Source organism: Stenotrophomonas sp., from assembly GCF_050737075.1.
GTDB lineage: Bacteria > Pseudomonadota > Gammaproteobacteria > Xanthomonadales > Xanthomonadaceae > Stenotrophomonas.
The window spans coordinates 24599-48795 of sequence record NZ_JBOHXV010000009.1 but is presented as its reverse complement, the minus strand read 5'-3'; the positions used below and the strand labels follow the sequence as shown (position 1 = coordinate 48795).

The window sequence follows — 24197 nt, the reverse complement described above, 5'->3', positions numbered from 1 at the left end:
CCAGTACCGTATTTCTACTGGCGCATGCGGTGCTGCCGTTACAGCTCCCGCGCCCACAGCTGCGATGCCTGCGGCTTGCCGAACAGCTGTTCCTGCTGTTCGGTCAGGAAATCGAAGCCGGTGGTCTCGAACAACCGGCGGGCGTCGGTCAATGCGGCGTTCGTCCATAGCACCATCCGCTTGTAGCCCACCGCACGTGCAAAGCCGATGGCCTCCTCCACCAAGCGATGGCCGATGCCCTGGCCACGCGCCGTAGCGTCCACGTACAGCAGCCGCAGTTTGGCGGTCTGCGCATCGTGGCGGACCACGAAGATGGAGCCGACCGGCGTACCGTCCTGTTCCGCAATCCAGCAGCGCTCTGTCTGCGGGTCGTGCTCGCGGATGTAGCGCGCCACGATGTCGGCCACCAGCGCTTCGAATGTCGCGTTCCAGCCGTATTCCCGCGCATACAGCGCGCCCTGCTTGTGCACGATCCAGCCCATGTCGCCCGGGCGTGGATCGCGCAGCGCGTAGTCGGTGCGCGCACCGGCGAGCAGGGACTGCACCTCGCGCAGTGCATCGGCCAGCCGCTGCTGGGCGGCGCCACTGAGCGCGGCCACCACACCACCGACGCGCGCGTTGGCAGCGACATCCAACTGTTCAAACGCCGCGCGGCCCGCCTCTGTGAGGGCCAACGCACTGGCCCGCGCATCGGCGGCGGCGGTCTGCCGAGTCACCAGCCCACGCGTTTCCAGGCTGCTCAGCAGCCGGCTCAAGTAGCCGGCATTGAGGTCCAGTCCCCGGCACAGTTCGGCGGCGGTCACGCCCCGCCGGTCGGCCAACGCGAACAGCACGCGCACTTCGGTAAGCGAGAAACCTGCCGGGATGTCTGCTTCGAGCGCGCCCATGTGATGCGGGTAGAAGCGGTTGAACGCGCGAACCTGCGCGATCGCAGTGCTGAGCAGCTCGGACATGAGAATGACCATTAGTTTGCTTGAAGCAACTATTACTTGCTTATAGCAAGGATGCAAGCTGATTTTGTGACCGATAACCCATGCAATATCTTCAAAACGAAAGATTCGTTGCAGTACGGTTTACGTTCTGTTAATTCTTCGTGCAGCGCACCAAAAAGCCCCTGGCGCGCAGGGAACCCACGGGAAGAACGACCAACCGAACGACAACTTCGACTCTGACTGCAAGGTGCATGCATGAACTACGGCATAGGCAAGTGTGTTCACGCTCCAACAGCATTTTCGCCATTGGCATCTGCGGTAAAGGTGGCCCTGGCCACCGCACTGCTGGTCACCAGCTCCATCGCGGCGGCCCAGGAAAGCAGCCCCCCGGGCAGCGCCGAAACTTCCACCCTCGATACGGTGTCGGTGCTGGGTAGCCGCACCAAGCCGCGCACCGTCTCGTCGTCGGCCGTGCCGATCGACATCATCAGCGGTGAGGAATTCCGCAACCAGGGCGCCACCGATGCCCTGGACCAGCTCAAGGTGCTGGTCCCCTCATTCAACGTCAGCACCATTCCCATCGACGACGCCGCCAGCCTGATCCGCCCGGCCAACCTGCGCGGCCTGCCGCCGGACAACACCCTGCTGCTGGTCAACGGCAAGCGCTTCCATCGCGCGGCCGTGATCACCTTCCTCGGCCATGGTCTTTCCGATGGCGCGCAGGGGCCAGACCTGTCGGTGTTCCCGTCCCTGGCGCTGGAGCAGGTGGATGTGCTGCGCGACGGAGCGGCGGCCCAGTACGGTTCCGACGCCATCGCCGGCGTCATCAACTTTGGTCTGAAGAAACTGCGCGAAGGCGGCACCTTCGAAGCGTTCGCCGGCCAGTACTACAAGGGCGACGGGCTCACCACACAGTACTCGGCGCAGATCGGCCTGCCGCTGACCGAACGCGGTTTCGCCACCCTGACCGCCGAATGGCGCAACGCCGACGACACCTCGCGCAGCGTGCAGCGCGATGACGCGGCGGCCGCCATCGCCGCCGGCTACCCCGGCGTGGGCCAGCCGGCCCAGGTATGGGGTTCGCCCAAGGTCGACGACGACCTCAAGCTGGTCGCCAACCTCGGCCTCACCACCGACAGCGTGGACCTGTACCTGTTCGGCAACTACGCCAAGCGAGACGTCGACGGCGGCTTCTACTTCCGCGACCCCACGTCGCGCTCGGGTGTGTATTCCAACGACGGCGGCGACACCCTGCTGGTGGGCAACCTCACCGGCGCCGGGGCGTGCCCGACCATTCCGCTGCGCGACGGCGCGGGCACCCTGCTGCCCTACACCACGGTGAGCGGCGCGGTGGCCGCGCTGCCGGCCAACTGCTACACCTTCCTGTCCAGCCTGCCCGGCGGCTTCACCCCGCGCTTCGGCGGCAAGCTGGAAGACGCCTCGGTGTTCGCCGGCGCCAAGGGCACCCTGGGCGAGTGGTACTGGGACGTGAGCGGCTCGTGGGGCCGCAACGATATCGAGTTCATCATCTACAACACCGTCAACGCCTCGCTCGGCCCCGACCAGCCGGCTGGCCTGTACTTCCGCCCGGGTGGCAACACCCAGACCGAGAAGAGCGTCAACGTCGATGTGAGCCGCGACATCGCCACCAGCTTCACCGCCCAACCGCTGCGCCTGGCGGCCGGTGCGGAGTGGCGCGAGGAGAGCTTCAAGATCAGCCCCGGCGATGGCCCGTCCACCGCCATCGGCCCGCTGACCGAGCAGGGCTTCGCACTGGGCTCCAACGGCTTCAACGGCTTCAGTGCGCGTACCGCCGGCACCTTCGACCGGCGCAACTGGGCCGCCTATGCCGACCTGGAAGCGCAGGTCACCGAGCGCCTTCTGCTGGCGGCTGCGCTGCGCTTTGAAGACTACGATTCGTTTGGCAGCACCACCAATGGCAAGGTCACCGGGCGCTTCGACTTCAACGAACACTTCGCCCTGCGCGGTGCCTACAACACCGGCTTCCGCGCCCCCACGCCGGGCCAGGCCAACATCAGCCAGATCAGCACCGTATTCGGCGGCACCGCGCTGGAAGACATCGCCACCCTGCCGCCCACCAACCCCATCGCCCAGCTCAAGGGCGCCCGCCCGTTGACGCCGGAAGAGTCGAAGAACATTTCCTTCGGCGCGGTGTGGACCGAAGGCAACTACCTGCTCACCCTGGACGGCTACCAGATCAAGGTGGAAGACCGCATCGCGCTCAGCACCAGCTTCGCGGTCACCCCCGCAGAACGTGCAGCGCTGGTCGCCGGCGGCAACCCGGAGGCGGCGTCGATCTCGCAGGTGACCTACTTCGGCAATGCGTTCGACACCACCACCACCGGCGTGGACCTGGTCACCAGCTACCGCAGCGACCATTTCGGTGGCACCACCACCTACTCGCTGGCCGCCAACTGGAACCGTACCAAGGTGGACCGCTTCAACCCCGACTTCATCGACGAGGCGCGGGTGTACAAGCTGGAGAAGTCGCTGCCCAAGACCAAGGGCTACTTCAGCATCAACCACCAGCGGCAGATCTTCCACGCCAACCTGCGCTTCAACTATTACAGCTCCTGGTACGAAGACCACCTGGACAGCGGGGTGATCTCCGCCGACGACGGCGGCCTGCCCATCTACGGCGGCAGCGCCTTGATCGTCGATGCCGAAGTGGGCTGGAAGTTTGATTCGGGGCTGTACTTCAGCCTCGGCGCGCAGAACCTGTTCGACCGTGTGCCGGCCAAGAACCCCTGGGGCGGCGTGGCCGGTGCCGAGTATCCGGTGCACTCGCCGTACGGCTTCAATGGCGGCTTCTACTACGCACGCGTGGGCTGGAAGTTCTAGGGAAGCACTTGTTGGGCACAGGCGGCGGGATCCCGGGGGGTCCCGCCGTTTGCGTTTTCGCCGCAGCCAAACCGTTCAGCCTTCGCCGCCAGGGGAAAATACGCCACCACCACGCGCTGCGGCCATAATCAGCACCGCTTCATTGCGTCTGCCATACGTTGCCGGCCACGGGGAGGGATCCCCCGGGCCTGACCCCACGACCGCGAGTACAGCTCTTGAACCCTTCGGATTCGACAGACAGCCACGCCGAGCGCGACACCGAACGCGTGAAGATGGCGCTCGCCGCCGGCGCCATCATCGGCACCTGGTTCTGGGATGTGGCACACGACCAGGTGACCATCGACGACGCCCTGGCCAGTGCCTTCGGGCTGGAGCCAACGGCGGCGCGCGGCGATCTGCGCCTGGACGCGCTGGTGGCGGAGGTTCACCCGGACGACCGGGCCGGCCTGCAGGCGGCGATCGCCGACGCCCTGCGCAACGGTGGCCGCTACGCGCATCAGTACCGCACCCGAGGCAGCGACGGCCAGTACCGCTGGATCGAAGCCATCGGCTGGGTCGACCTGGATGCGGACGGGAAGGCCGTCAATTTCCCCGGCGTCCTCATCGACATCCATGACCGCCGCCGTATCCAGGCCGAGCGCGATCAGGCGCAGACCCTGCTTCGCTCCTTCGTCGAGGCCGCGCCGGGCGTGGTCTACGCCAAGGACCGCCAGGGCCGCATCCTGATCGGCAACCGTGGCACCACCGACCTGATCGGCGTGCCGCCGGAGCAGTACGTGGGCCGTACCGACGCCGAGCTGCTGAGTGACCCGGCGCAGGCCGCAGCGGTGATGCGCACCGACGAACGGGTGATGTCCAGCGGCCAGACCGAGCAGCTGGAAGAGGAAGTGAGCTTCCCCGATGGGCGGCGTGCCTACTGGCTCTCGACCAAGGCCCCGCTGCGTGATGCCGAAGGCAACATCGTGGGCCTGGTCGGCACCTCACTGGACATCACCGACCGCAAGGCCGCCGAAGCACGCCACCTGGAAGTGGAAGAACGCTACCGGCTGGCCGCGCGCGCCACCAACGACGCGATCTGGGACTGGCGGATCTCCGACGGCCAGGTGATCTGGAACGAGGCGCTCGCCACGCTGTTCGGCCATGCCCTGAGCGAGACCAGCGCGCAGTGGTGGCTGGACCATATCCACCCGGACGATCGTGAGCGGGTGGAACACGGCATCCATGCGGTGATCTACAGCGACCAGACCACCTGGTCGGAGGAATACCGTTTCCTGCGCGCCGATGGCAGTCATGCCGCCGTGCTGGACCGTGGTGCCGTGCTGCGTGGCGCAGGCGGCGAGCCGCTCCGCATGATCGGCGCCATGCTCGATCTGTCCGGGCGCAAAGCGGCCGAGGCCGCACTGGCCGATCGTGAACAACGCCTGCAGGAGTTGAACGAGCATCTTGAAAGCCGCGTGCTGGAAGAAGTTGCCGAGCGCTCGCGGGTGGAAGACGCGCTGCGGCAGAGCCAGAAGATGGAGGCGGTGGGCCAGCTCACCGGTGGCATCGCGCACGACTTCAACAACATGCTGACCACCATCATGGGGCCGCTGGACCTGCTCGACACGCGTCTGGGCGACAGCGACCCGCGCACCAAGCGCTACATCGACATGGCGCTGGACGGTGCGCGGCGTGCCGCCCAGCTCACCCAGCGCCTGCTGGCGTTCTCACGCCGGCAGCCGTTGCAGCCGGTGCCGGTGGATGCGAACCGGCTGGTGGCCGGCATGTCCGACCTGCTCGCGCATTCGCTGGGCCGCAGCGTGCGCCTGGAAACCGCGCTGGCCGAGGGGCTGTGGTGGATCCACGCCGATGCCAACCAGCTGGAGAACGTGATCCTCAACCTGGCCGTCAATGCGCGCGACGCGATGCCCGGCGGCGGCCGGCTGGCCGTGGAAACCGGCAACTGCGAGGTCTCCCCCGCCAGTGCCGCAGATCACCCGGGTGTTCCCGCCGGCCAGTACGTCACGGTGGTGGTCTCCGACACCGGTACCGGCATGCCGCCCGAGGTGATCGCCAAGGCCTTCGAACCGTTCTTCACCACCAAGCAGGTGGGACAGGGCACCGGGCTCGGCCTTTCGCAGGTATACGGCTTCGTCAAACAGTCGTCCGGTCACGTGAAGATCTGCTCGACGGTCGGCCAGGGCACCACCGTGAGGGTGTACCTGCCCCGCCACACCGGTCCCATCGACGTGCCGGGCGCAGCGGGCGCCGGCGCAGGACCTGGCGGCGGGGCCAAGGACCGCGAACTGATCCTCATCGTCGAAGACGAGCCGGCAGTGCGGCAGCTGTCCATCGACGTGCTCACCGAGCTTGGCTACCCGGTGCTGGCCGCCGATGGCGCGGCGGCGGCGTTGAAGCTGATCGATGCCCACCCTGACATCGCGCTGCTGTTCACCGACGTGGTGATGCCCGAGGTCAACGGACGCGAACTGGCCGACGAAGCGCTGCGCCGCCGCCCGGCGCTGAAAGTGCTGTTCACCAGTGGCTACAGCCGCAACGCGCTGGAGCACGACGGTGTGCTGGCACCGGGCGTGCAGCTCATCGGCAAGCCGTATGCGCTGGACGCCCTGGCAACGCGCGTGCGCGCCATGCTCGGCGAACCCGGCTGAGCGGCTACTGCGGCGCCACCACTTCGCCATCTTCCTTGGTGAACGGCGTCGCCAGCGGCGGCAGGATCTGCAGCACCACTTCCGACGGGCGGCACAGACGCGTGCCGCGCTCGGTCTGCACCAGAGGGCGCTGGATCAGGATCGGCTGCGCCAGCATCGCATCCAGCAGCGCGTCATCGCTGAGCGCGGCATCGTCCAGGCCCAGCGCCAGATACGGGGCTTCCTTCTGCCTGATCGCATCGCGTACGTGCAGTCCGGCGTCGGCGATGAGCTGGGCCAGGCGCTCGCGAGTGGGTGGGTGAATCAGGTACTCGATCACCTCCGGCTCGATGCCGGAATGGCGAATCAGTGCGAGCGTATTGCGCGAGGTGCCGCACCTCGGGTTGTGATAAATGGTGGCGTTCATGGCATTTCCTGTTCGTTGAAGCAGGCGCTGTGCGCACCTGTGGTCAATAGCTTATCTGGCCGTCGTCGCTCGGCCCTTGGTCGAAACATGCGATCAGCAGCTCGGTCAATGCCCGCACCTTCAGCGACGCGTGCGGTCCCGGGGGGCGGATGACGTAGATGCCGGCAGGCGGTGGCGGGTAGCGCGGCATGACATGCACCAGCGCACCGGTATCCAGATGTGGCTGGGTCAGCCCATCGGGAAGCCAGGCGATGCCCAGCCCCGACAGTGCTGCCGCCAGCAGCGCTGTGCCGTTGTCGGCCTTGAAGCGCCCACGCGGATGCACGGTCAGCACGGTATCGCCGTCGAGGAACTGCCAAGGCTCGGTTCCCTGCATCAGCGCCTCGTGTGCGGCCAGCGCGTCCGGCGTCTCCGGCGAACCATGCGCATCGAGATAGGCCGGGCTGGCCACCAGCTTTCCGTAGAGCGGCCCGACACAGCGCGCGACCAGATTGGAATCCTGCAGGTAGCCCACGCGCACGGCGCAATCGAAACCTTCGGCAACCATGTCGACGAAGCGGTCGCTGTAGGCCGCATGCACGTGGAGCTGCGGGTGGCGCCGGGCCATGTCCGCGAAGACGGATGCGAAATGCGTCGGCCCGAAGGTCAGCGGCGCCGCAATGCGCAGCCGGCCACGCAGGTCGCCGTTGGGCAGGATGGCTTCCCGGGCAGCGTCCATCTCCGCGCACGCACGGGCGGCATGGTCGCGGAAGGTGGCTCCGGCCTCGGTGAGCGCCGCGCCACGCGTGGTGCGTGCGAGCAGCTGCACGCCCAGCGCCGCCTCCAGCCGCGCGAGCCGGCGGCTGACGATGGACTTGGCTACGCCCAACCGGCGTGCCGCCGGTGACACGCCGCCGGCATCAGCCACTTCCACGAATGTGCGCAGGTCTTCGATATCCACTCTGGCCTCCCCTTCACCCCGACAGCCTGACACAGCTGCCACCCATTCAGCGTTCCGCATTGCGCGACACAGCTTGGCGCCGAACGCGGCTACCGGCGTGCGGGCCGCGATGACAAGGTTTGTCTTCGCTTCGCTCCGCCCACTACAGGATGAACCCATGACGTTCCGCAACGGTCTTGCCTCGCTGCTTCGCCCCGAAGATTCCGTTCTTGTTCTCATCGACCACCAGCCGTACCAGCTGGCCAACCTCAACAGCCACGATCCGCAGGCCGTGGTGAACAACGCTACCGCGCTGGCCAAGACCGCCAAGGCCTTCGGCGTTCCCACCATCCTCACCAGCGTGATCGCCGAACGCGGCGGGCTGATCTTCCCGCACATCACCGACGTGTTCCCCGGCCAGGAGGTCATCGACCGCACCTTCATCAACACCTGGGAAGACAAGAACGTGGTGGACGTGGTCAAGGCCACCGGCCGCAAGCAGCTCATCATCGCGGGCCTGTGGACCGAGATCTGCGTGGCCATGCCGGTGATCCAGGCGCTGGGCGAAGGCTGGGACGTCACCGTCATCACCGATGCCTGCGGTGCGGTGTCGGTCGAAGCGCACGCGGTTGCCATCCAGCGCATGATCGCCGCCGGCGCGAACGTCATGACGTGGATCGCGCTTGCCGGCGAATGGCAGCGCGACTGGGCGCGGCCGGAGCACGTGGCCGAAGTGACCGAGGTCTTCAAGCAGCACGCCGCCGGCAGCGGTATCGCCTACCTGTGGGAGCAGCAGCTGCTCAACACGCCGGTGCCCGCCCCCGCTGGCTGATCGCGCTGGCGCTCCGTAGTACCGCTGTCCCCGGCGTCTGGCCCGGGACAGCACCGTTACGCCCGTGCTGAAATCCGGTGCGCAGGTGCGCTGCCGCGCTCCGGATGCAAGAATGGTCTTGACCCAGGCCCGAGTGTTTCGATGGATCGACCATGCTGAGCCAGCATCTGCTGTTTTTCTTTGCCATGCTCGGTGCGTTCAATGGCATCGGGCTGGCGTCGTTCCTGTGGTGGGGCGCGCAGGGCCAGGCGCCACTGCGCTGGCTGTCGCTGCTGATCCTGGCCGTGGGCGTACGTACCGGAAAGTCGGTGGCGTTCTATTTCTGGCCCGACATCCCCCGCATCGTCCTGCAGTTCGGCCTGACCGCCTGTTTCCTGATCGGCCCGTGCCTGTTCTTCCTGGTGCGCGCGTGCCAGAGCGATGCGCCCGGCCGGTGGCGCATCGACCGCTGGCATGTGGCCGCGCTGCTGGTGGTCGCGGTCGGGACAAACCTGTTCCTGCCCTACACCGGCTACCCCGAGCTGTGGCGGTATGTGATCACCCCGGGCATCAACTACGTCTGGCTCGGCTACCTGCTGCTGACCGCGGTCCAGCTCTACCGCCACCGCACCGCGCTGGCGGGGGCGCCCACGGGTCCCCTGCTGCTGGGCGCGCTGGCGGGGGTGTGGATCATCTGGATCGCGTACTACACCGCCGGCTACACCTCCTACATCGTGGGCGCCCTGTCCTTCACCTTCGTGCTGGCATTGAGCGTGGTGGTCTACCTGCGCCAACGCTCCGGCCAGGCAACGGTCGAGCCCTACCAGGACCGCCGGATTCCCCAGACCGAGGCGGCCGCCCAGCTGCAGGCGCTGGCGGAGCTGATGGAGAAGGAACGGCTGTACCTGGACGCCAGCCTTACCCTGCCGCGCCTTGCCCGCCGCCTGGGCATGCCGCAGACCCGGCTGTCGCAGCTGCTCAACGCCAACAACCAGACCTCGTTCAAGCAGTACCTGGCGCAGCTGCGCGTGGTGGAGGCCAAGGCGCTGCTGCGGCAGGTGCCGCCCAAGCCGCTTGAGCTCGTCGCCGAGCAGGCCGGCTTCCAGTCCATGTCCACCTTCCACAGCGCGTTCAAGAAGCACGAAGGGATCACCCCGGCGGCATTCCGGGCGGCCGCGGCAGTCTCCTAGAATCGATTCCAGCAGTACGGGAACGGTTTTCAAGATATTGATTTGAAAGCGATTGGTTAGCGTAGCGGCTCCTCCCTGCGAGCCAGCGCCATGACCGCCTCCCGTTACATCCTCTCCCTGCTGTTCCTGCTGATTGGCAACCTGACCGGCGGCGTCTGCCAGGCCGACGCGGCAGCCAACGCCCGCCGTGCCGGCCAGGAGCGCGTCCTCTTCGTCGTCTCCAGCACCAAGCTCCACGGCAGCTCGGCGCTGCCGGCCAGCGTGAGCTTCGGCGAGGTGGTGCATGCCTGGGACACCTTCCATGCCGCCGGCTACGCCGTGGACTTCGTCTCGCCGGACGGCGGCGACGTGCCGATCCTGGACGCCTATGTCAGCGACGACGTGGAGGCGCGCCTGAAGGACGCCCGCATCATGACCGGGCTGCGCAACACCGCCACGCCGGACCAGATCGAGCCCGCCCGCTACCGCGCCGTGTATTACGTGGGCGGCAGCAACGCCATGTACGGGGTGCCGGAGAACGCCGCCCTGCAGCGCATCGCCCTGCATGTGTATGAGCGCAACGGCGGCGTGGTCTCGGCCGTCTGCCATGGCACCGCCGGCATCGTGAACCTCACCCTGGCCGGCGGCCAGAGCCTGCTGGCTGGCAAGCGCATCACCGGCTTCCCCGAACAGCACGAGGATCGCGACGCCGCTTACTTCCGCGAGTTTCCGTTCCTGATGGGCAAGACCGTCACCGCGCGCGGCGGCGTGTTCAGCGCCATCGACGCCGAAGACCCCTATGTCCAGGTTGATGGCCGTGTGGTCACGGGGCAGAACTACGCCTCTGCCAGGCCCGTCGCCGAAGCCGTGGTGGAGGTGCTTCGCAAGAACGCGTCCAAAAAGCCCGCAGGCAGCGCGGCCAGCAACTGATCCGCCACGACACACACACCCTCGAACCCAACCAAGACCAGGAATGCCATGAACATCGCGATCCGAACCCTCTGCCTTTCCGCCGCTCTTGCGCTGCTTCCCGCCACCGTCATGGCGCAGACCAACGACCGAGCAGCCGTTGACCAGGTAATGCAGACCATGATGCGCGGCTTCGAAGCCGGCGACCCCACGATCATCCTGCAGGTACTCAGGAAAGACGGCGTAGTGGTCGGCTACTCGCCAGTTACCAAGGGCATGATGCAGGTCAGCGCCGAAGAATGGGCGAAGGGCTTCCCCGGCGCGCCGGCCGCCGATGAGGACAAGCGCCACCGCAAGTACGAGATCCTGGACGTGACCCCGCACGGCGCACTGGTGAAGGTATCCCTGGACTACCCGCGCTGGGATGGCGTGGACTACCTCGGCCTGGCCAAGATCGACGGCAAGTGGATGATCATCAGCAAGTCGTGGACCGGCACGAGCAAGCCGGCTGCGCCGTAAGGCGGTTGCGCACCTGAGAGGACTTGATGCTGAAGGCGCCGTCCAATGGCGCCTTCATGCTGTGGGTGGCCACTCGCCGCGCGTCGTCAACTGTTCGTACCAGTCGACCATGCCCAGGTCGTCAAGCCCATACTCACCCCTGTTGGACTTCCACACCATGGGCGGGTCCAGCTTGCGTAACGCCTCCAGTGCGCCTTGCACCGATGTAGCGGTCGCCCTCTTTCCCACTACATCACTAATTGCCTTCAGCGTAGTGGCCCCGTAGGGACTAAACGTGTCACCGCTCTCCATCAGCACGGTCAGTATCGCTTTCTGCATCGCGGTGCGTGCAATGAAGCGATCCGAATACTGCTCGTACTCGGCCCGTATGATTGCCTGCGCGTGATCAAGCACTGCCGCTTCGAAGGCCAGGCCTCCACAGGTGACGGGATTCAGGGCGTTGCTGATGGCATCGTCCATCACTTTCGGCCGATGACCGAGGAGTTCAAATGCATGGCTTAGTGCGCCGATGTTGATTGCACCAAGCTTCGGATTGCTTTGCGCGAGCAGGCCGGTCAGCCAGCCGACGTAGTAGCCGTCGAGCAGCGGAAGCAACTTCACCTTTGAGCCGTAGAACGCGGCTGCTTTTGAATTGGTCAGTCGGCCGAGTTTGTCGCGGTCAGAGCCGGACATGACAAGCATGAGAACGATGTTGTCAGGTTGATTGAGCGTATCGCGCGCAGCCTTCAGCTCTTTCAGCACATCCTCCCCACGCGGGCTGACCGTCAGATGTTGTGCCTCGTCCAGAATCAGTGCTATGGCCTTTCCCGTCACCTCCGCAAGCTCGCGCAGGGCTGCCATCAGCGACGAGCCGGGCGCCTTGCCGATTCTGGTCGGGTCGAATGCCAGCGATCCGCCGCCAGCACCGATCTGCACCTTTGTCAGCGCGGTGCGCTCGGCCATTCTGGCGACAAAGCCTGCGTTGGCAAGCAGAGCGCGGCTGATCTCGGCGTAGAGCAATTCTGCCGGGTCAAGGCGCAGATTTGACCAGAAGTCCAGGTAGATCACTTCGGCACCGAGTGCTTCCAGGGCTGGCCGCAAATCGCCCTTGAGAAAGGTGGACTTACCGGTGCGCCTCGGTGCCGCGAGGAACAGCCCGTCCGCGTCGCTGTTCCACTTCTGGCGACCCGACACGGAGGCAGCCATCTTTGCCGCAAGCTCAGGGCGCTCAAATCGCAACTTGCCGGTCATTACACACCAATTATTGGACGGCTTTGTAAATTACAAAGCAGACTAATAATTGGATAGTAATTCGATGCTCAGGCGAGGATTCGCAGTGACGCATTCGCCCAAAATTGCTGTTTAAGACGTTGATCTCTTTATGTAAAAATTCATGGATGCTGACGACATCCGACAGCCCTTCAACTCAGGACATGGGACCGAACGCGTCAAGATGGCGCGATTGCAAGATCGACCAGTACCCGGCCTCCGGCACATTGGCAGCGGTCGCAAAGTCGCCCAGCCATCCGGCGCAATATTCAACGAACTCCTGCTGATACCACCGCTTCACCGCCAGCAGCTCCGCGCTGGGATGGCGTGGACTACCTCGGCCTGGCCAAGATCGACGGCACGTGGATGATCATCAGCAAGTCGTGGACCGGCACGAGCAAGCCGGCTGCGCCGTAAAGCGGTTGCTCGCTCCAGAGGGTACGAGAGGAAGGCGCCGTGCTACGGCGCCTTCAGCCGTCCATCTCACGCCCCATGTCGTCCGATCTGCGCTCGAACGTCGGCCCAAGGCAGACGGCTTCCATCACGTCGCATGGCTTCATAGGCTTCAGCCATGCGTGCCGCAGGTATCACCCCGTGGGTCACAAGCGCTTCGACGAGCCAGAGCGTGCCGTGTACCTCCACCTGTTCTGCAACCGCCGCGCTCCGCAAGGGAGCATCGCCCGACAGCAGCGCGCAGTGAAGATCGCGGGCCAGAACAAGCGCGAACAGGTCATTTACGCTGGGCCTTCGGTACTTCTGACGAAGCTCCATCACGTACGCGACTGCCTCTGCCGACTGTGGAAGGACCTTCAGCCCCAGCGCTGGCAGCATGGCATGGTGCGTGGCCAGCTCTTCTACGTATAGCGTGTCGGGTGCGCAGAACTCCCAACCTGGAAGACGAAACATGTCTTGCAGCAGTCCACCGGCCGCCAGATCGATGATGATGTTGGCATCAGTGACAACCAGGCGCATCGAACGCTTCCATGCGACGGCGTAAACGCAAGTCCACCAGCGTCAGCCCCAGCAGTTCCGCCGCTTTGGATTCGCCGATCATTTCTTCGGCCAACGCGCGGTACACCAGTTGGGTGAAACGAAGGGGGTACTCCTTCGCGTACGGCTTGCCCGGCTCCTGCTCACGCCAGGTAGTGCCGCCCTCGCCCTGCTGAGCGAAGAACTCCCAGTGGCGCTTCGCTGCTGCCTTGGTGAGGATGCCAAGATGCAACGCCCGGTAGAGCCAGCCGTTCATGCTCAAGCCCCACTCATGCTTGAGCATGTACAGCTCGCGGGGCTCGACCCACGAGCGCGAGGCGCCAAGCAGGCGGACCGCTTCCTGGCGGGGCACAAGAAGCGCACTGGCGAAGCGATGGCAGGCACGTTCTTCATCCAGACCTTCGGCCAAACGGCCGCGCAGTACGAGGTGGCCAAGTTCATGGGCCAAGGTGAAACGTTGCCTGTCGCCGGGCCAGCTTTCTCCCACCACGATCACGGTATTGCCATTTGCAATGGCCACCATACCGTCGAACTTTTTCCCGCCATCGTGTGGGGTCAGGATTACCTTGATGCCCCCCTCTTCCAGCCTGTCGATGAGGTTGGCTATCGGTCCGGTGCCGAGATGCCAGGCAGCTCGCATCCGATCAGCAATCGCCTCGATCTCTTCGTATGCGTGGACGTGCGCCGGCAGCCCCTTCGGCAGCAAGAAGGCTTTGGGCCACGAGGAGGGAATGACCGCCTCCAGTTCCAGCCACCGCTCCAGCTGCTCGCGCACATCGTCGAGCGCCTGCGCTTCGTCCTGCGGCGACAGCTTGGCGTGCTTGCGGAAGTTGACGCCGGTCAGCTCGATGACGGGTTGGCGGAAGAAGTACTCCGTACGCACGCCCAGCGCGCTGCCCAATCGCAGCAGCGCCTCCGAAGAGGGCTTGATCTGGTCACGCTCGTACTTGGAAATGGCCATGGCGCTTACGCCAACGCCCTGCGCCAGTTCACGCAGAGACAGGCCTGCAGCCACACGGCCTTGTTTGATGCGGGCACCCAGCATAGAACCTCGGTTTACACGACGCAGGAGATTGCGGATTAGTGTAAACCAGAGGCGGGCGATTTACATGAACTGGGGTTGTGGATTACGGCGTAAGCCTTCGCGTCAGCGAACGAGAAGGAAGAGAGACGATCTATCGGCCCCGCCTGACCGTGCCAACAATCAACCTCTCCAGCTCAGCTTCTGCCACCGCCTGTTCCACCAGCCCGGCGCCAACAGCCTCGGAAAGCGATTCAGCGGCGCCCAGCATCGCCCAGTACCCGGCATCCGGCACATTGCCAGCGGCCGCAAAGTCGCCCAACCATCCGGCGCATTTCTCAACGAACTCCTGCTGATACCGCCGCTTCACCGCCAGCAGTTCCGGCGAGCCAGCCAGCGCCGCAAGAATTCCCTGGATCTCGCTGCCCTGCGACAACACGCAGTCGATGTACCCGCCGGCTATCGCATGCGCGCGGTCTTTCAGCTGTGCTTTCGCCTTGCCGATGCGCTCTTCGAACACCGCCGTCTGGCGCTGGTCGTAGTCCTGGTACAGCGCTGCCAGCAGGCCATTGCGGGTTATGAAGTGGTCGTACGCCACCGGCTTGGTGACGCCTGCGGCCTCTGCCAGTCGCCCCAGCGACAGCGCGTCGGTGCCCTCCTCGCCCACCAGCGCCCACGCCACGTCCAGCAGTTGGCGGGTGCGCTGTTCGCGCGGCATGCGGCGGCGGGGTGGTTCAGGGCGGGCAGGCATTGAAGTGGCGAGGGTCACGCAGCGGCGGAGGCCCCAATGGTACGTCCGATATCCGCGGCGGTGCGCAGGTGTGCGTCGGCGCTGCCGCTGTCCGACTCCAGCAGCAGCGTGGACGACAGCACGCGTGCGCCGCAGTAGTCGAAGATGCCCATGTCGATCTGGGTCTTCATCGCCGCGCCGTAGCCGCGCCGCTCGATCATGCCCGCGTCCGCACCGCCCAGGCCCACCAGGTGCACCTGCAGGTGCTGCAGTTTCTTGGCCACTTTGCCATCGGCACCGTCGGCATACGCCCAGCCCTGCGTGAACACGCGGTCGATCCAGCCTTTCAGCAGCGCCGGGAACGACCACCAGTACAGCGGATAGACCAGCACCAGTGCGTCGGCGCGATCGATGCGGGCGTGCTCGGCGGCCACGTCGGCCGGCGGCGGCGCGGTCTGGCGGAACAGGGCATTGTCGGCCGCGTTGAAGCGGGGGTCGAAGCCCTCCGCCGCCAGATCGGCGATTTCGATGCTGTTGCTGCCGTGGGCGGCCACGACGGCGTCGCCGATCCGGTTCGCTACCGCATGGGTGAGCGAACCGGGCTCGGGGTGGGCAACTACGATAAGGCTGTGCATGGCGGAGAAGTCTCGAATGACGTTACCTACCAAAGGTAACATCGCAATTCCGCCACACCAGTGCCATGAACGGAACGCTGGGCGCGCATCCATGGCCCGCGCTCGCCCGATCAGTACCTGGGACTTATGACGCGTACTCCGGGCGGGACTGCCTTTCCGAGAGAGGCCACTCGTCAACGACGCCCTCGCGCAGAATTACCTCGGGCGGCTTCCTTGCCACGGGCTGCGGGGGCGAGATCATCATGATGCAGATGATGCCTTCGCTGGCGTCCACGCGCACCTTGGCGCCTATGTCGAAGCCCATCTTCCGCAGCCAGTGGCCGCGCAGCAGCATGTAGGGAATCGGCTCGTCATCGCACGCGATGCAGGGTGGTGCAGACGAGGCGCGCACCACGTCATTGGCGAACGGCGGGAGATGGTGGTTGTCGATTGATTCGTCGATATGGGGCGTGTCAGCCCAGTGCGTTTGCATTAGGGACCTCCGATGGGTGTCTCCCTCGCCGGGATGGCGAGGGAGTCGGGAGGTTAGGAACCGACACATGAGAACCGGTGGGCGTATTTCCCCGAAGGTGTTGTATTAGCCACCCTCCCGACAAAGGGACGTCCAACTTTCTCATGTGAAGGAGTTCCTACACTCCGGTGGCCACCATGCAGGAGGCCGCGGAGGATGGGAAATCGCATGTTTCTGTTGATTTGACGGCTTTGTTTGACACCATCTCTATTGGGACATTCACGTCAGCGTACCGATCAAATTGCGCCGAGCGTGGCATGGGATGTCTGCCGGCGTGGGTACGTTCCGCAGTAGATGAGCTTCGACGTTGATTTCATTTCAACCGAAAGGCCATCCAGCGCATCCGACCAAATCAGCACCAGCACGCTGGTCGTCGTCGCGTAGGCTTGCCGGATGCGATCCACCGCAGACTGGTCGGAAATTTGCGTTGCGAGATAGTCGAAGCGGGTCTCACCTCCGATGGTCTCGATGAAGTCGCTGTCCAGGTAGAAGCCGAGCTCGTCTTCCATCGCCCAGCTCGGGTTGCTGTCCTCCCACGCGCTATATTCGGCTTCGCTGGCGCTGTCGTCCGGCTCGGGCAACCACTGCTCCTCGCTGTAGAGAAGCGCAGCATCGAGATCGGCAAATGCGCCGACGAATACGTGAATGGTGGTTTCCTCGGTTCCCATGCGCTGCTCCTTTGGCAATGTAACGTCTTCAGCGACGCTCTCGCCGCCCAGCCCGCATCTTATGCCGTGCCAGCAAACGCCGGGCTTCCTGCCCCACGTGCATAACGCGCCGGCGTCACACCCACCTGCCGCGCGAATGCCACACCGAAGGTCACCGCGCTCGCATACCCCACGCGTTCGGCCACCTGTTCAAGGCTGAGTTCGCGATCACGCAGCAGGCGCTTGGCCAACGCCATGCGCCAGGTGAGCAGGTACTCCATCGGTGCAACGCCCACCACGCGGGTAAAGCGTGCCGAGAATGCGGAGCGCGAGAGCGCGGCCTCAGCGGCCAGCGTTTCCACGCTCCACGCCTGTTCGGGCCGCGCGTGCACCGCGCGCAGCGCGGCAGCCAGGCGCTCGTCGGCCAGGCCGTTCACCAGGCCGGTGCCTTCTGCAGGGCCGGCGCGGCTGCGCAGGGCTTCAATCAGCAACACTTCGAGCAGCCGCTCCAGCACCACCTCGCGCGCCGGCCGCCGCGAGCGTGCCTCCTCGCCCACCATCTGCACCAACGCGGCCAGCCGCGCCTCGCCGCGCACATGCACCAACTGTGGCAGCAGCGACACCAGCAGGGCGGCGTCGGGCGACCCGAAGCGGCAATGTCCCAACTGCACACGCACCTCCGCTGCCCCTTCCTGGCGGCCGATGCGGAAATGATCTTCACCAATGCGCGTGGGAATGCTGGGCTCGATGTCCGGCGGCGCATGGGCGTTGGCACTCTCGAGCCGCTGCACGGCGGGGATGAGGACAAAGTCGCCGGCTTGCAGCGTGAGCGGAGGCCGATCATCCACCTTCAACCGGTACTCACCTTCCAGCACGGCGGCATAGAACGGATCGCCCTGCCCTTCACGGCAGACGCGCCAGTCGCCCGCGCCTTCCACCAGCTTGGAGAACCGGGTGGCCGGCTGCAGCAGGGAGACGACCTCGGAGAGGGGATCGGCCACGGCAGGACGCTCTATGAGGAAATATGGACGATTGAGTGTAGCCCGTCCTGCGCCCGCCATCGATCATGGAGGTCCTCTCCGCGTTGAAGGTATTGCGATGTCGACTGTGATGATTACCGGCTGCTCTTCCGGCTTCGGGTTGGAAACCGCCGAGCTGTTCCTGGCTCGTGGCTGGAACGTGGTGGCCACCATGCGCACCCCGCGCGCCGACCTGCTACCCGCCTCCGAGCGCCTGCGCGTGCTGGCGCTGGATATCACCGATGCGCAGAGCATCGCCCGCGCCGTAGCCGAGGCCGGTCCGGTCGATGCACTGGTGAACAACGCCGGCTTCGGTGCGCCGGTGCCGGTGGAGCTGACACCGATGGAAACGGCCCGCGCGCTCTTCGAAACCAACACGCTGGGCACGCTGGCCGTGACCCAGGCCGTGCTGCCCCAGCTTCGTGGGCGCGGTGCAGGCGTGATCGTCAATGTCACCTCGTCGGTGACCCTCAAGGCACTGCCGCTGGTGGGCGTGTACAGCGCGAGCAAGGCCGCGGTCAACGCGTTTACCGAGTCACTGGCGATCGAGGTCGAACCGTTTGGCGTGCGCGTGCGGCTGGTGCTGCCCGGTCGCGCGCCCACTACCCGCTTCGGCGCGAATGCCGGGGTGCATCTGGGCGGCATGGATCACCCGGCGTACGGGCCGCTGGTGAATGGTGTGATTGCGAGCTTCCGCGATACCACTGGGCCGGTCACGCATGCCCCGGACGTTGCCGAGGCGGTGTGGCGTGCGGTAACCGATCCGGCTGCACCGATGCGCATTGCTGCCGGTGCTGATGCAGAAGCGTGGATGGCTGGGCGCGGTTGATTCGGCATCCTATGGCGTTGTCCTCCGGCCGGGGGGCGACGACATGTCGTGTCTGCTCCCGGCCAGAGGCGGACGCTGAACTCTCACGCCTAAACAGCTTCACTAGTGCCGAACAATTCAATGCGCAGACAAGGATTCGTGTACACGCGTAGTCCATGTGCGAACGGCTGGAGTGAGTCGTGGGAGCCGCTGATCGATTCAGGGGCACCGACCTCTATTAATTGACCTCGCATGTCCCGAACGACGCGGGCACCGGGGCTACCCAGGTATATCGCGCGCAAAATCTCGCTTCCGATGCAATGAAGCAGGACCGAGCAGTCTCCAGTCTCCTCATTGATCTCGATAGCGAGAGTGACGTAAACCTGCCAAGAGTTGCAGTACTCGTCCAGACCCATCTCCAGTCACAGCGGTTCCAGCTTGAAGGCAGGCTCGGTACGAACGTGATCCGTCCAGACATCCGCACCGAGCGCCTTCGAAAGGTACTCAATGATTGCATTGGCGCGCCACCTGACTTCCTTCACCTGAGCTACAACGTCATCCCTCGGTACCGCTATTACACAGTGCGTTGTGCCTGCATCGGGGTCACGCCCCATGAAGTAGAGGAGGCCGCAGAAAGCGTACGTCTCGAGCTCCCATCCTTGCTCGATGTCATGGTGAACAAGGCCGGAGTCTGTCAAGACGAGCGTCTCAAGAAACGAGTCAATCTCACGAAGGCTGTCATACCAAGGAAATGAAATATGCGTCTCATGCTCGCCATTCCAGAACCGAAGGCGTAGCCAGAAGTTGTTGTGAACTGAAGTGATCGGCCGTCCGTGCTTACGAGCCATACGAATGATCTGCTGGTAGTACAACGCCAACTCTCTTTCATGCCCAAATGCCTCAGACGTACTTACCAGCGACGACATCGCCGAACGAATTCCGGGTGGGGTTAGCTCTTCCGTCAGTCGCTCAAAATCCGAGATGTCAGATATCCGATCAGGCCCGTAGAAGAACCTCTCGTGAATCTGAAAGAAGATGTCAACCTGTAGCGAAGGAAGCTCCTTCGCTTCCGCGAACCAAGATTGCATACTCACGCTTCCCAATCGTATTCATTTGTCGGAACCGCTAGGTCCCAGCGCTGGACTCTTCTTCATCAGAATCATAGATATCCAGCCCGAGTTCGATACCGCGCTGACCGATGGCGAGCATCGCCTTTGCCGAGGGCGAGATGCCGTCATTGCTGCTGCCCATGAAAAGACCGCAGAACAAATCGGGCTTGAACCGCGCCAATGACGCCCAGACAGTGAGATCCTGAGTGAGCTGCTCAAGAATCTCGAAAATCTGAGCCTCCAGGTCCTCGGGCGCACGATCAGCCGCTCTAAGCCGCCAACTGCCGGTCCTGGCAATGCGCGTGACTCCGGTATGGCTGCCAACAATTTCCTGGCCCTTGTAATGCGCCACCGTTGGGTTGGCTCCCAGCAGGGCACTTATCTCGTCGGGGACAAGCTCGTCCCCGAAGAATCGAAGTGCTGCCAAGGATTGATCGAATGCCGCCATTTGACCTCACCTGACCCTTGGACCATCTCCGGGTCCGGTGATGGGAATTATCTGCAGCTTACCTCCCCGTCATCTTCAGCGCTGCTTCGGGCAAGCGCTCGCCACTGATTTGGATATTCGCCACCTCTTCGTCGATGCGGGCCATGTCGGCTTCGTCCAGAACCAGATCCACCGCACCCAGGTTCTCATCGAGACGATGCAGCTTGGTGGTACCCGGAATCGGCGTAATCCACGGCTTCTGCGCCAGCAGCCAGGCCAGCGCGACCTGCGCCGGCGTGGCCCCCTTCTCAGTCGCCATCGCCCTGACCACGTCAACCAAAGCCATGTTGGCCCGGCGCGCCTCCGGCGAGAAGCGTGGCACCACATTGCGGAAGTCGCTCGCATCGAACTGCGTATGCTCGTCGATCTTGCCGGTCAGGAACCCCGCGCCCAGCGGACTGAACGGCACAAAGCCAATGCCCAGCTCATCCAGCAGTGGCAGCAGTTCCTTCTCCGGCTCGCGCCAGAACAGCGAGTACTCACTCTGCACGGCCGTCAGCGGCTGCACCGCGTGCGCCCTGCGGATGGTCTGCACCCCTGCTTCGGACAACCCGAAGTGCCCCACCTTCCCTTCCGCAATCAACGCCTTCACCGCACCTGCAACCTCTTCAATCGGCACCGCCGGGTCCACCCGGTGCTGGTAGAGCAGGTCGATGCGCTCGGTGCGCAACCGCTTGAGGCTGGCGTCCACCACCGCCTTGATGTGCGCCGGCCGGCTGTTGGTTCCCGGCCCGCGCGCACCGGTCACCGGGTCGATATCGAAGCCGAACTTGGTGGCGATCACCACCTGGTCGCGTACCGGCGCCAAGGCCTCACCGACCAGCTCCTCGTTGGCGAACGGGCCATAGGCTTCAGCGGTGTCGAAGTGGGTGACACCGCGCTCCACCGCCGTGCGCAGCATGGCGATCATCTCGCCCTTGTCTGCGGCGGGCCCATAGGCCGCGCTCATGCCCATGCAGCCCAGGCCGAGGGCGGAGACTTCGAAGCCTTGACCAAGAATGCGGGTTTTCATTGCGGAGTCCTCATCGAACAGTGGGTGGAGTGGCCAACCAGGCGTTGACGGTCTCCATGGTCCTGCGCTCCTGATCGGCCTCCATCGTGAAGGCCTCCAGGATGCGTGCCTTGGGGGCATGGCGGGCCAGCACACGCAGGCTGCTGCCAACGCCGTAGCCGCCATGGGTGATGAACGGCACGATGGTCTTGCCGCTCATGTCGTGCCGTGACAGCAGCGAGCGGATCACCGGCGGCGCGGTCTCGCCCCAGATCGGAAAGCCCAGGTACACCGTGTCGTAGCGGGCAATGTTGGCAATGGTCGCCCGCAATGCAGGTTCAACGCCGTCGTCGCGTTCCTGCCGCGCCTGCGCCACCGTTTCCAGATAGTCGGCCGGGTAGTCCTTCGCCGGCAGGATCTCAACCAGCTCGCTCGGCATGCTGCGGTGGATCAACCCGGCAATCACCCGTGTGTTGCCCGAGCGGGAGAAGTAGGCAACCAGCGTCCGCGCGTTCGAAGGCGAGGCCGATGCCTGCGTATCGGGCTCCGCCGCCGCGCACCCAAGCGGCAGCGATGCCAGTGCGGCCACCATTGCCCGGCGGCCAGGATTGGGAGATGGAAGGGTCATGGCCCCAATCTACGCTCCCACCAGGCATGCTTGCAGGGGCATAATCGGATATCGCTTATATCCGGAACGCATCAATGAGCGTCGAGAACTATGACCAGTTGGCGATGTTCGCCCTGGTGGCGCGCGAGCGCAGCTTCACCCGCGCCGCGGCCCAGCTGGGGATGTCGCAGCCGGCGCTGAGCCGGTCGATGCGCCAGCTGGAAGAGCGGCTTGGCGTGCGCCTGCTCGCCCGTACTACGCGCAGCGTTTCGCCCACCGAAGCAGGCGAGCAGTTGTTGCGGGTGATCGCGCCGCGCTTCGAGGAAATCGACACCGAGCTGGCCCAGCTCAACGCCTTCCGCGACAAACCCGCGGGGCGCCTGCGCATCACCGCCGGTGAGCATGCCGCGCTCACCGTGATGCAGCCGGTGCTGGGCAAGCTGCTGCCCGATCACCCGGACCTCAACATTGAAGTCGTCGTCGACTACGGGCTGACCGATATCGTCGCCGAGGGCTTCGATGCCGGCATCCGCATGGGCGAACAGGTGGCCAAGGACATGATCGCCGTGCGTGTTGGGCCGGACCTGCGCATGGCGGTGGTCGGCTCGCCGGCCTACTTCCGGCAGCGCCCGAAGCCCAAATCGCCGCACGATCTCACCCACCACAACTGCATCACCATCCGCCTGCCCACCCACGGCGGCATCTTCGCGTGGGAATTCGAGAAGAAGGGCCAGGAGCTGAAGGTGCGCGTCGAGGGCCAGCTGGTGTTCAACAACATCGCCCTGCGCCTGGGCGCGGCACTGGAAGGGCTGGGGCTGGCTTACATGCCCGAGGATCTGGTGCGCCCGCACGTGGAGGCAGGGGCCCTGGTGCACGTGCTGCAGGACTGGTGCCCTTCGTTCCCGGGCTATCACCTGTACTACCCGAGCCGGCGGCAATCCTCGCCTGCGTTTACTTTGCTGCGCGATGCACTGCGCTACCAAGGCTGAGCGCCAACCGCAGCGGTGCCTGCTCAACGGTCCAGGTGTTTTCTTTCCAGAAAGTCACTTACCAGGTCGGCGATCTGGACGTTGTTGAGGTCTGAGAACAGGAAGTGGCTGTTGCCGCGAATCCCCACGTCCGGCAGATGGATCAGGGTGACATCGCCGCCCTGTCGATTGACTGCGTCGCGCCAGGCCCGGGCCATTTCCAGGCGTGCCCGCCAGCTGTCCTGCGCGGGCAGGCGCACGGGCTTTTCGGGAATGTTGTCCCCATACAACACGAGGATGGGGATGCGCGTCAGCGCCTTGAATTCCTCGGCCGACACCACTGCGGGTGCGACGGTGTCGAAGGCGCTGGGGATCGGTGCCGGCGCATCGCCCTTGGCGAACACGAAGCTGCTGCCCGGCTCGAACGCAACGATGGCGCGAACATTCGGGCTCTTCATCGCCGTCATCCAGCCCGGGCCGCCCGCCTGCGAATGGGTAAAGAGGATCGCCGGCCCGGTCTTCTGCAACAGGGCGGCTACGCCGTCAGAGACCACCCCGATGTCGAACGGCCCCGTATTCGGCGTGACCGAGCGGAAGAACTGGTCAAGGGTGGCGTCTCCCTTCGGAAACTGACTGCCACTGAAGTAGTCCGGCCAGAGGCCGATGCGGAACTGGTTGAACCACATCTGATCATCCGCGACGGGCTTCAGCGTGGTCTCGGCCATGCTTCGCCCTGCTTTCCCGCGCCGTGGCTGATCGATCAGGTAGGTAGTGAAGCGGCGACGCAGGAACAGATTCTGGAAGCCCTCGCGGCCATCGGCAGTCGTTTCCCAGCTCTTGGACGACTGGCCCGCGCCGTGCCACATGACGATCGGCAGCGAACGCGCGTTCACCGGTATCTGGTAGAAGGCATAGACATGATCGCCGTGGTAGCTCTGGCCATCCGGCTTGGCGGGTATCAACGGATCGAAGTCGCCCGGCTGCTGCTGCACCGTGCCGCCGGCGATGAGACTGCCTTGCGTCTGTATCTGCAGCGGCTCACTGGCCATGGCGGTCACGGTGCAGAGCAGCACCGCGATGCAGGTCAACGTAGACGTCAGGCCGGACACCAGCGTGCCGGGAATCGTGCGGGTCTGCATGGACCACTCCGTGACCGATAGTCAGAAGAATCTACGCGGCGGGCCATGATTGAAAAAGTGCGTGAGGGGCATATGAGTCATGCATGGGCGATATATATATGCCTGCTTACGC

At 64.8% G+C, this 24197-nt stretch carries 24 protein-coding genes; 8 read left to right on the top strand and 16 right to left on the bottom strand.

Annotated elements, in window-relative coordinates; all coding sequences use genetic code 11:
- Positions 1–38 precede the first annotated feature (38 nt).
- Positions 39–953 (bottom strand): bifunctional helix-turn-helix transcriptional regulator/GNAT family N-acetyltransferase, encoded by a 915-nt coding sequence (locus tag ACREPD_RS03610; protein WP_431598025.1) that lies wholly within the window; start codon positions 951–953, stop codon positions 39–41.
- 285 nt (positions 954–1238) lie between these two features.
- On the opposite strand from ACREPD_RS03610, the gene ACREPD_RS03605 reads away from it, so the two are divergent.
- Positions 1239–3794: a TonB-dependent receptor plug domain-containing protein gene (locus ACREPD_RS03605; RefSeq protein ID WP_431598024.1), complete on the top strand. Its 2556-nt coding sequence runs from the start codon at positions 1239–1241 to the stop codon at positions 3792–3794.
- Positions 3795–4009: 215 nt separating this feature from the next.
- Entirely contained in the window at positions 4010–6442 is a 2433-nt protein-coding gene (locus ACREPD_RS03600) for a PAS domain-containing protein (RefSeq protein WP_431598023.1), read from the top strand.
- 4 nt (positions 6443–6446) lie between these two features.
- Here ACREPD_RS03600 and arsC read toward each other — a convergent pair whose 3' ends face one another.
- Together arsC and ACREPD_RS03590 are read right to left on the bottom strand one after the other, a co-directional pair.
- Entirely contained in the window at positions 6447–6848 is a 402-nt protein-coding gene (gene arsC, locus ACREPD_RS03595) for an arsenate reductase (glutaredoxin) (RefSeq protein WP_431598022.1), read from the bottom strand.
- A gap of 43 nt (positions 6849–6891) precedes the next feature.
- Positions 6892–7788, bottom strand: a complete 897-nt coding sequence (locus tag ACREPD_RS03590; RefSeq protein ID WP_431598021.1) for a LysR family transcriptional regulator — start codon at positions 7786–7788, stop codon at positions 6892–6894.
- 157 nt (positions 7789–7945) lie between these two features.
- Between ACREPD_RS03590 and ACREPD_RS03585 the strand changes: the two genes are divergently transcribed.
- The 4 genes from ACREPD_RS03585 (at position 7946) to ACREPD_RS03570 (ending at position 11175) form a co-directional block, all read left to right on the top strand.
- Complete coding sequence (locus ACREPD_RS03585) at positions 7946–8599, top strand: hydrolase (protein WP_431598020.1); 654 nt, start codon at positions 7946–7948, stop codon at positions 8597–8599.
- A gap of 152 nt (positions 8600–8751) precedes the next feature.
- Complete coding sequence (locus tag ACREPD_RS03580) at positions 8752–9768, top strand: helix-turn-helix domain-containing protein (RefSeq protein ID WP_431598019.1); 1017 nt, start codon at positions 8752–8754, stop codon at positions 9766–9768.
- Between the two features lie 90 nt (positions 9769–9858).
- Positions 9859–10677, top strand: coding sequence for a type 1 glutamine amidotransferase domain-containing protein (locus ACREPD_RS03575; protein WP_431598018.1), 819 nt, complete (start codon positions 9859–9861; stop codon positions 10675–10677).
- 48 nt (positions 10678–10725) lie between these two features.
- Complete coding sequence (locus ACREPD_RS03570; protein WP_431598017.1) at positions 10726–11175, top strand: nuclear transport factor 2 family protein; 450 nt, start codon at positions 10726–10728, stop codon at positions 11173–11175.
- Positions 11176–11229: 54 nt separating this feature from the next.
- Here ACREPD_RS03570 and ACREPD_RS03565 read toward each other — a convergent pair whose 3' ends face one another.
- From ACREPD_RS03565 to ACREPD_RS03530, 8 genes are all read right to left on the bottom strand, one after another.
- Positions 11230–12405, bottom strand: a complete 1176-nt coding sequence (locus ACREPD_RS03565) for a hypothetical protein (protein ID WP_431598016.1) — start codon at positions 12403–12405, stop codon at positions 11230–11232.
- Positions 12406–12906: 501 nt separating this feature from the next.
- Positions 12907–13395, bottom strand: a complete 489-nt coding sequence (locus ACREPD_RS03560) for a hypothetical protein (protein ID WP_431598015.1) — start codon at positions 13393–13395, stop codon at positions 12907–12909.
- Positions 13376–14458, bottom strand: a complete 1083-nt coding sequence (locus ACREPD_RS03555) for a helix-turn-helix domain-containing protein (RefSeq protein ID WP_431598014.1) — start codon at positions 14456–14458, stop codon at positions 13376–13378. The genes ACREPD_RS03560 and ACREPD_RS03555 overlap by 20 nt, the downstream gene beginning before the upstream one ends.
- A gap of 130 nt (positions 14459–14588) precedes the next feature.
- Positions 14589–15185, bottom strand: coding sequence for a TetR/AcrR family transcriptional regulator (locus ACREPD_RS03550; RefSeq protein ID WP_431598013.1), 597 nt, complete (start codon positions 15183–15185; stop codon positions 14589–14591).
- Positions 15186–15199: 14 nt separating this feature from the next.
- Entirely contained in the window at positions 15200–15799 is a 600-nt protein-coding gene (locus ACREPD_RS03545; protein ID WP_431598012.1) for an NAD(P)H-dependent oxidoreductase, read from the bottom strand.
- Positions 15800–15923: 124 nt separating this feature from the next.
- A complete protein-coding gene (locus tag ACREPD_RS03540; protein WP_431598011.1) occupies positions 15924–16271 on the bottom strand; it encodes a SymE family type I addiction module toxin in 348 nt (115 codons plus the stop codon).
- A 275-nt stretch (positions 16272–16546) separates the two neighbouring features.
- Positions 16547–16978 (bottom strand): hypothetical protein, encoded by a 432-nt coding sequence (locus ACREPD_RS03535; RefSeq protein WP_431598010.1) that lies wholly within the window; start codon positions 16976–16978, stop codon positions 16547–16549.
- Between the two features lie 59 nt (positions 16979–17037).
- Positions 17038–17958: a cupin domain-containing protein gene (locus ACREPD_RS03530; protein ID WP_431598009.1), complete on the bottom strand. Its 921-nt coding sequence runs from the start codon at positions 17956–17958 to the stop codon at positions 17038–17040.
- Between the two features lie 97 nt (positions 17959–18055).
- Here ACREPD_RS03530 and ACREPD_RS03525 point away from each other — a divergent pair, with 97 nt between their 5' ends.
- Positions 18056–18805 (top strand): SDR family oxidoreductase, encoded by a 750-nt coding sequence (locus ACREPD_RS03525; protein ID WP_431598008.1) that lies wholly within the window; start codon positions 18056–18058, stop codon positions 18803–18805.
- A gap of 401 nt (positions 18806–19206) precedes the next feature.
- On the opposite strand, the gene ACREPD_RS03520 is transcribed toward ACREPD_RS03525, so the two are convergent.
- The 4 genes from ACREPD_RS03520 to ACREPD_RS03505 are packed head-to-tail and all read right to left on the bottom strand — an operon-like array spanning position 19207 to position 21999.
- Positions 19207–19878 (bottom strand): hypothetical protein, encoded by a 672-nt coding sequence (locus tag ACREPD_RS03520; protein WP_431598007.1) that lies wholly within the window; start codon positions 19876–19878, stop codon positions 19207–19209.
- 31 nt (positions 19879–19909) lie between these two features.
- Positions 19910–20341 carry a DUF4279 domain-containing protein gene (locus tag ACREPD_RS03515; protein ID WP_431598006.1) on the bottom strand — a complete coding sequence of 144 codons (432 nt, stop codon included), beginning with the start codon at positions 20339–20341 and terminating at the stop codon, positions 19910–19912.
- Positions 20342–20399: 58 nt separating this feature from the next.
- On the bottom strand, positions 20400–21392 hold the full coding sequence (locus tag ACREPD_RS03510) for an aldo/keto reductase (RefSeq protein WP_431598005.1): 993 nt from the start codon (positions 21390–21392) through the stop codon (positions 20400–20402).
- Between the two features lie 10 nt (positions 21393–21402).
- Positions 21403–21999 (bottom strand): flavodoxin, encoded by a 597-nt coding sequence (locus tag ACREPD_RS03505; RefSeq protein WP_431598004.1) that lies wholly within the window; start codon positions 21997–21999, stop codon positions 21403–21405.
- Positions 22000–22073: 74 nt separating this feature from the next.
- Here ACREPD_RS03505 and ACREPD_RS03500 point away from each other — a divergent pair, with 74 nt between their 5' ends.
- The gene (locus ACREPD_RS03500; RefSeq protein WP_431598003.1) at positions 22074–22967 is read left to right on the top strand and encodes a LysR family transcriptional regulator; all 894 of its coding nucleotides are present in this window, start codon (positions 22074–22076) and stop codon (positions 22965–22967) included.
- 23 nt (positions 22968–22990) lie between these two features.
- Here the strand turns inward: ACREPD_RS03500 and ACREPD_RS03495 are convergent, their stop codons facing one another.
- Positions 22991–24085 carry an alpha/beta hydrolase gene (locus tag ACREPD_RS03495; protein WP_431598002.1) on the bottom strand — a complete coding sequence of 365 codons (1095 nt, stop codon included), beginning with the start codon at positions 24083–24085 and terminating at the stop codon, positions 22991–22993.
- Positions 24086–24197 lie beyond the last annotated feature (112 nt).

Coding starts and splice junctions, on each gene's coding strand:
- ACREPD_RS03525 (WP_431598008.1), top strand. CDS start 18,056: ATGTCGACTGTGATGATTACCGGCTGCTCTTCCGGCTTCGGGTTGGAA.
- ACREPD_RS03550 (WP_431598013.1), bottom strand. CDS start 15,185: ATGCCTGCCCGCCCTGAACCACCCCGCCGCCGCATGCCGCGCGAACAG.
- ACREPD_RS03510 (WP_431598005.1), bottom strand. CDS start 21,392: ATGAAAACCCGCATTCTTGGTCAAGGCTTCGAAGTCTCCGCCCTCGGC.
- ACREPD_RS03570 (WP_431598017.1), top strand. CDS start 10,726: ATGAACATCGCGATCCGAACCCTCTGCCTTTCCGCCGCTCTTGCGCTG.
- ACREPD_RS03575 (WP_431598018.1), top strand. CDS start 9,859: ATGACCGCCTCCCGTTACATCCTCTCCCTGCTGTTCCTGCTGATTGGC.
- ACREPD_RS03540 (WP_431598011.1), bottom strand. CDS start 16,271: ATGCAAACGCACTGGGCTGACACGCCCCATATCGACGAATCAATCGAC.
- ACREPD_RS03585 (WP_431598020.1), top strand. CDS start 7,946: ATGACGTTCCGCAACGGTCTTGCCTCGCTGCTTCGCCCCGAAGATTCC.
- ACREPD_RS03495 (WP_431598002.1), bottom strand. CDS start 24,085: ATGCAGACCCGCACGATTCCCGGCACGCTGGTGTCCGGCCTGACGTCT.
- arsC (WP_431598022.1), bottom strand. CDS start 6,848: ATGAACGCCACCATTTATCACAACCCGAGGTGCGGCACCTCGCGCAAT.
- ACREPD_RS03610 (WP_431598025.1), bottom strand. CDS start 953: ATGTCCGAGCTGCTCAGCACTGCGATCGCGCAGGTTCGCGCGTTCAAC.
- ACREPD_RS03560 (WP_431598015.1), bottom strand. CDS start 13,395: ATGCGCCTGGTTGTCACTGATGCCAACATCATCATCGATCTGGCGGCC.
- ACREPD_RS03565 (WP_431598016.1), bottom strand. CDS start 12,405: ATGACCGGCAAGTTGCGATTTGAGCGCCCTGAGCTTGCGGCAAAGATG.
- ACREPD_RS03555 (WP_431598014.1), bottom strand. CDS start 14,458: ATGCTGGGTGCCCGCATCAAACAAGGCCGTGTGGCTGCAGGCCTGTCT.
- ACREPD_RS03545 (WP_431598012.1), bottom strand. CDS start 15,799: ATGCACAGCCTTATCGTAGTTGCCCACCCCGAGCCCGGTTCGCTCACC.
- ACREPD_RS03535 (WP_431598010.1), bottom strand. CDS start 16,978: ATGGGAACCGAGGAAACCACCATTCACGTATTCGTCGGCGCATTTGCC.
- ACREPD_RS03580 (WP_431598019.1), top strand. CDS start 8,752: ATGCTGAGCCAGCATCTGCTGTTTTTCTTTGCCATGCTCGGTGCGTTC.
- ACREPD_RS03500 (WP_431598003.1), top strand. CDS start 22,074: ATGAGCGTCGAGAACTATGACCAGTTGGCGATGTTCGCCCTGGTGGCG.
- ACREPD_RS03505 (WP_431598004.1), bottom strand. CDS start 21,999: ATGACCCTTCCATCTCCCAATCCTGGCCGCCGGGCAATGGTGGCCGCA.
- ACREPD_RS03515 (WP_431598006.1), bottom strand. CDS start 20,341: ATGGCGGCATTCGATCAATCCTTGGCAGCACTTCGATTCTTCGGGGAC.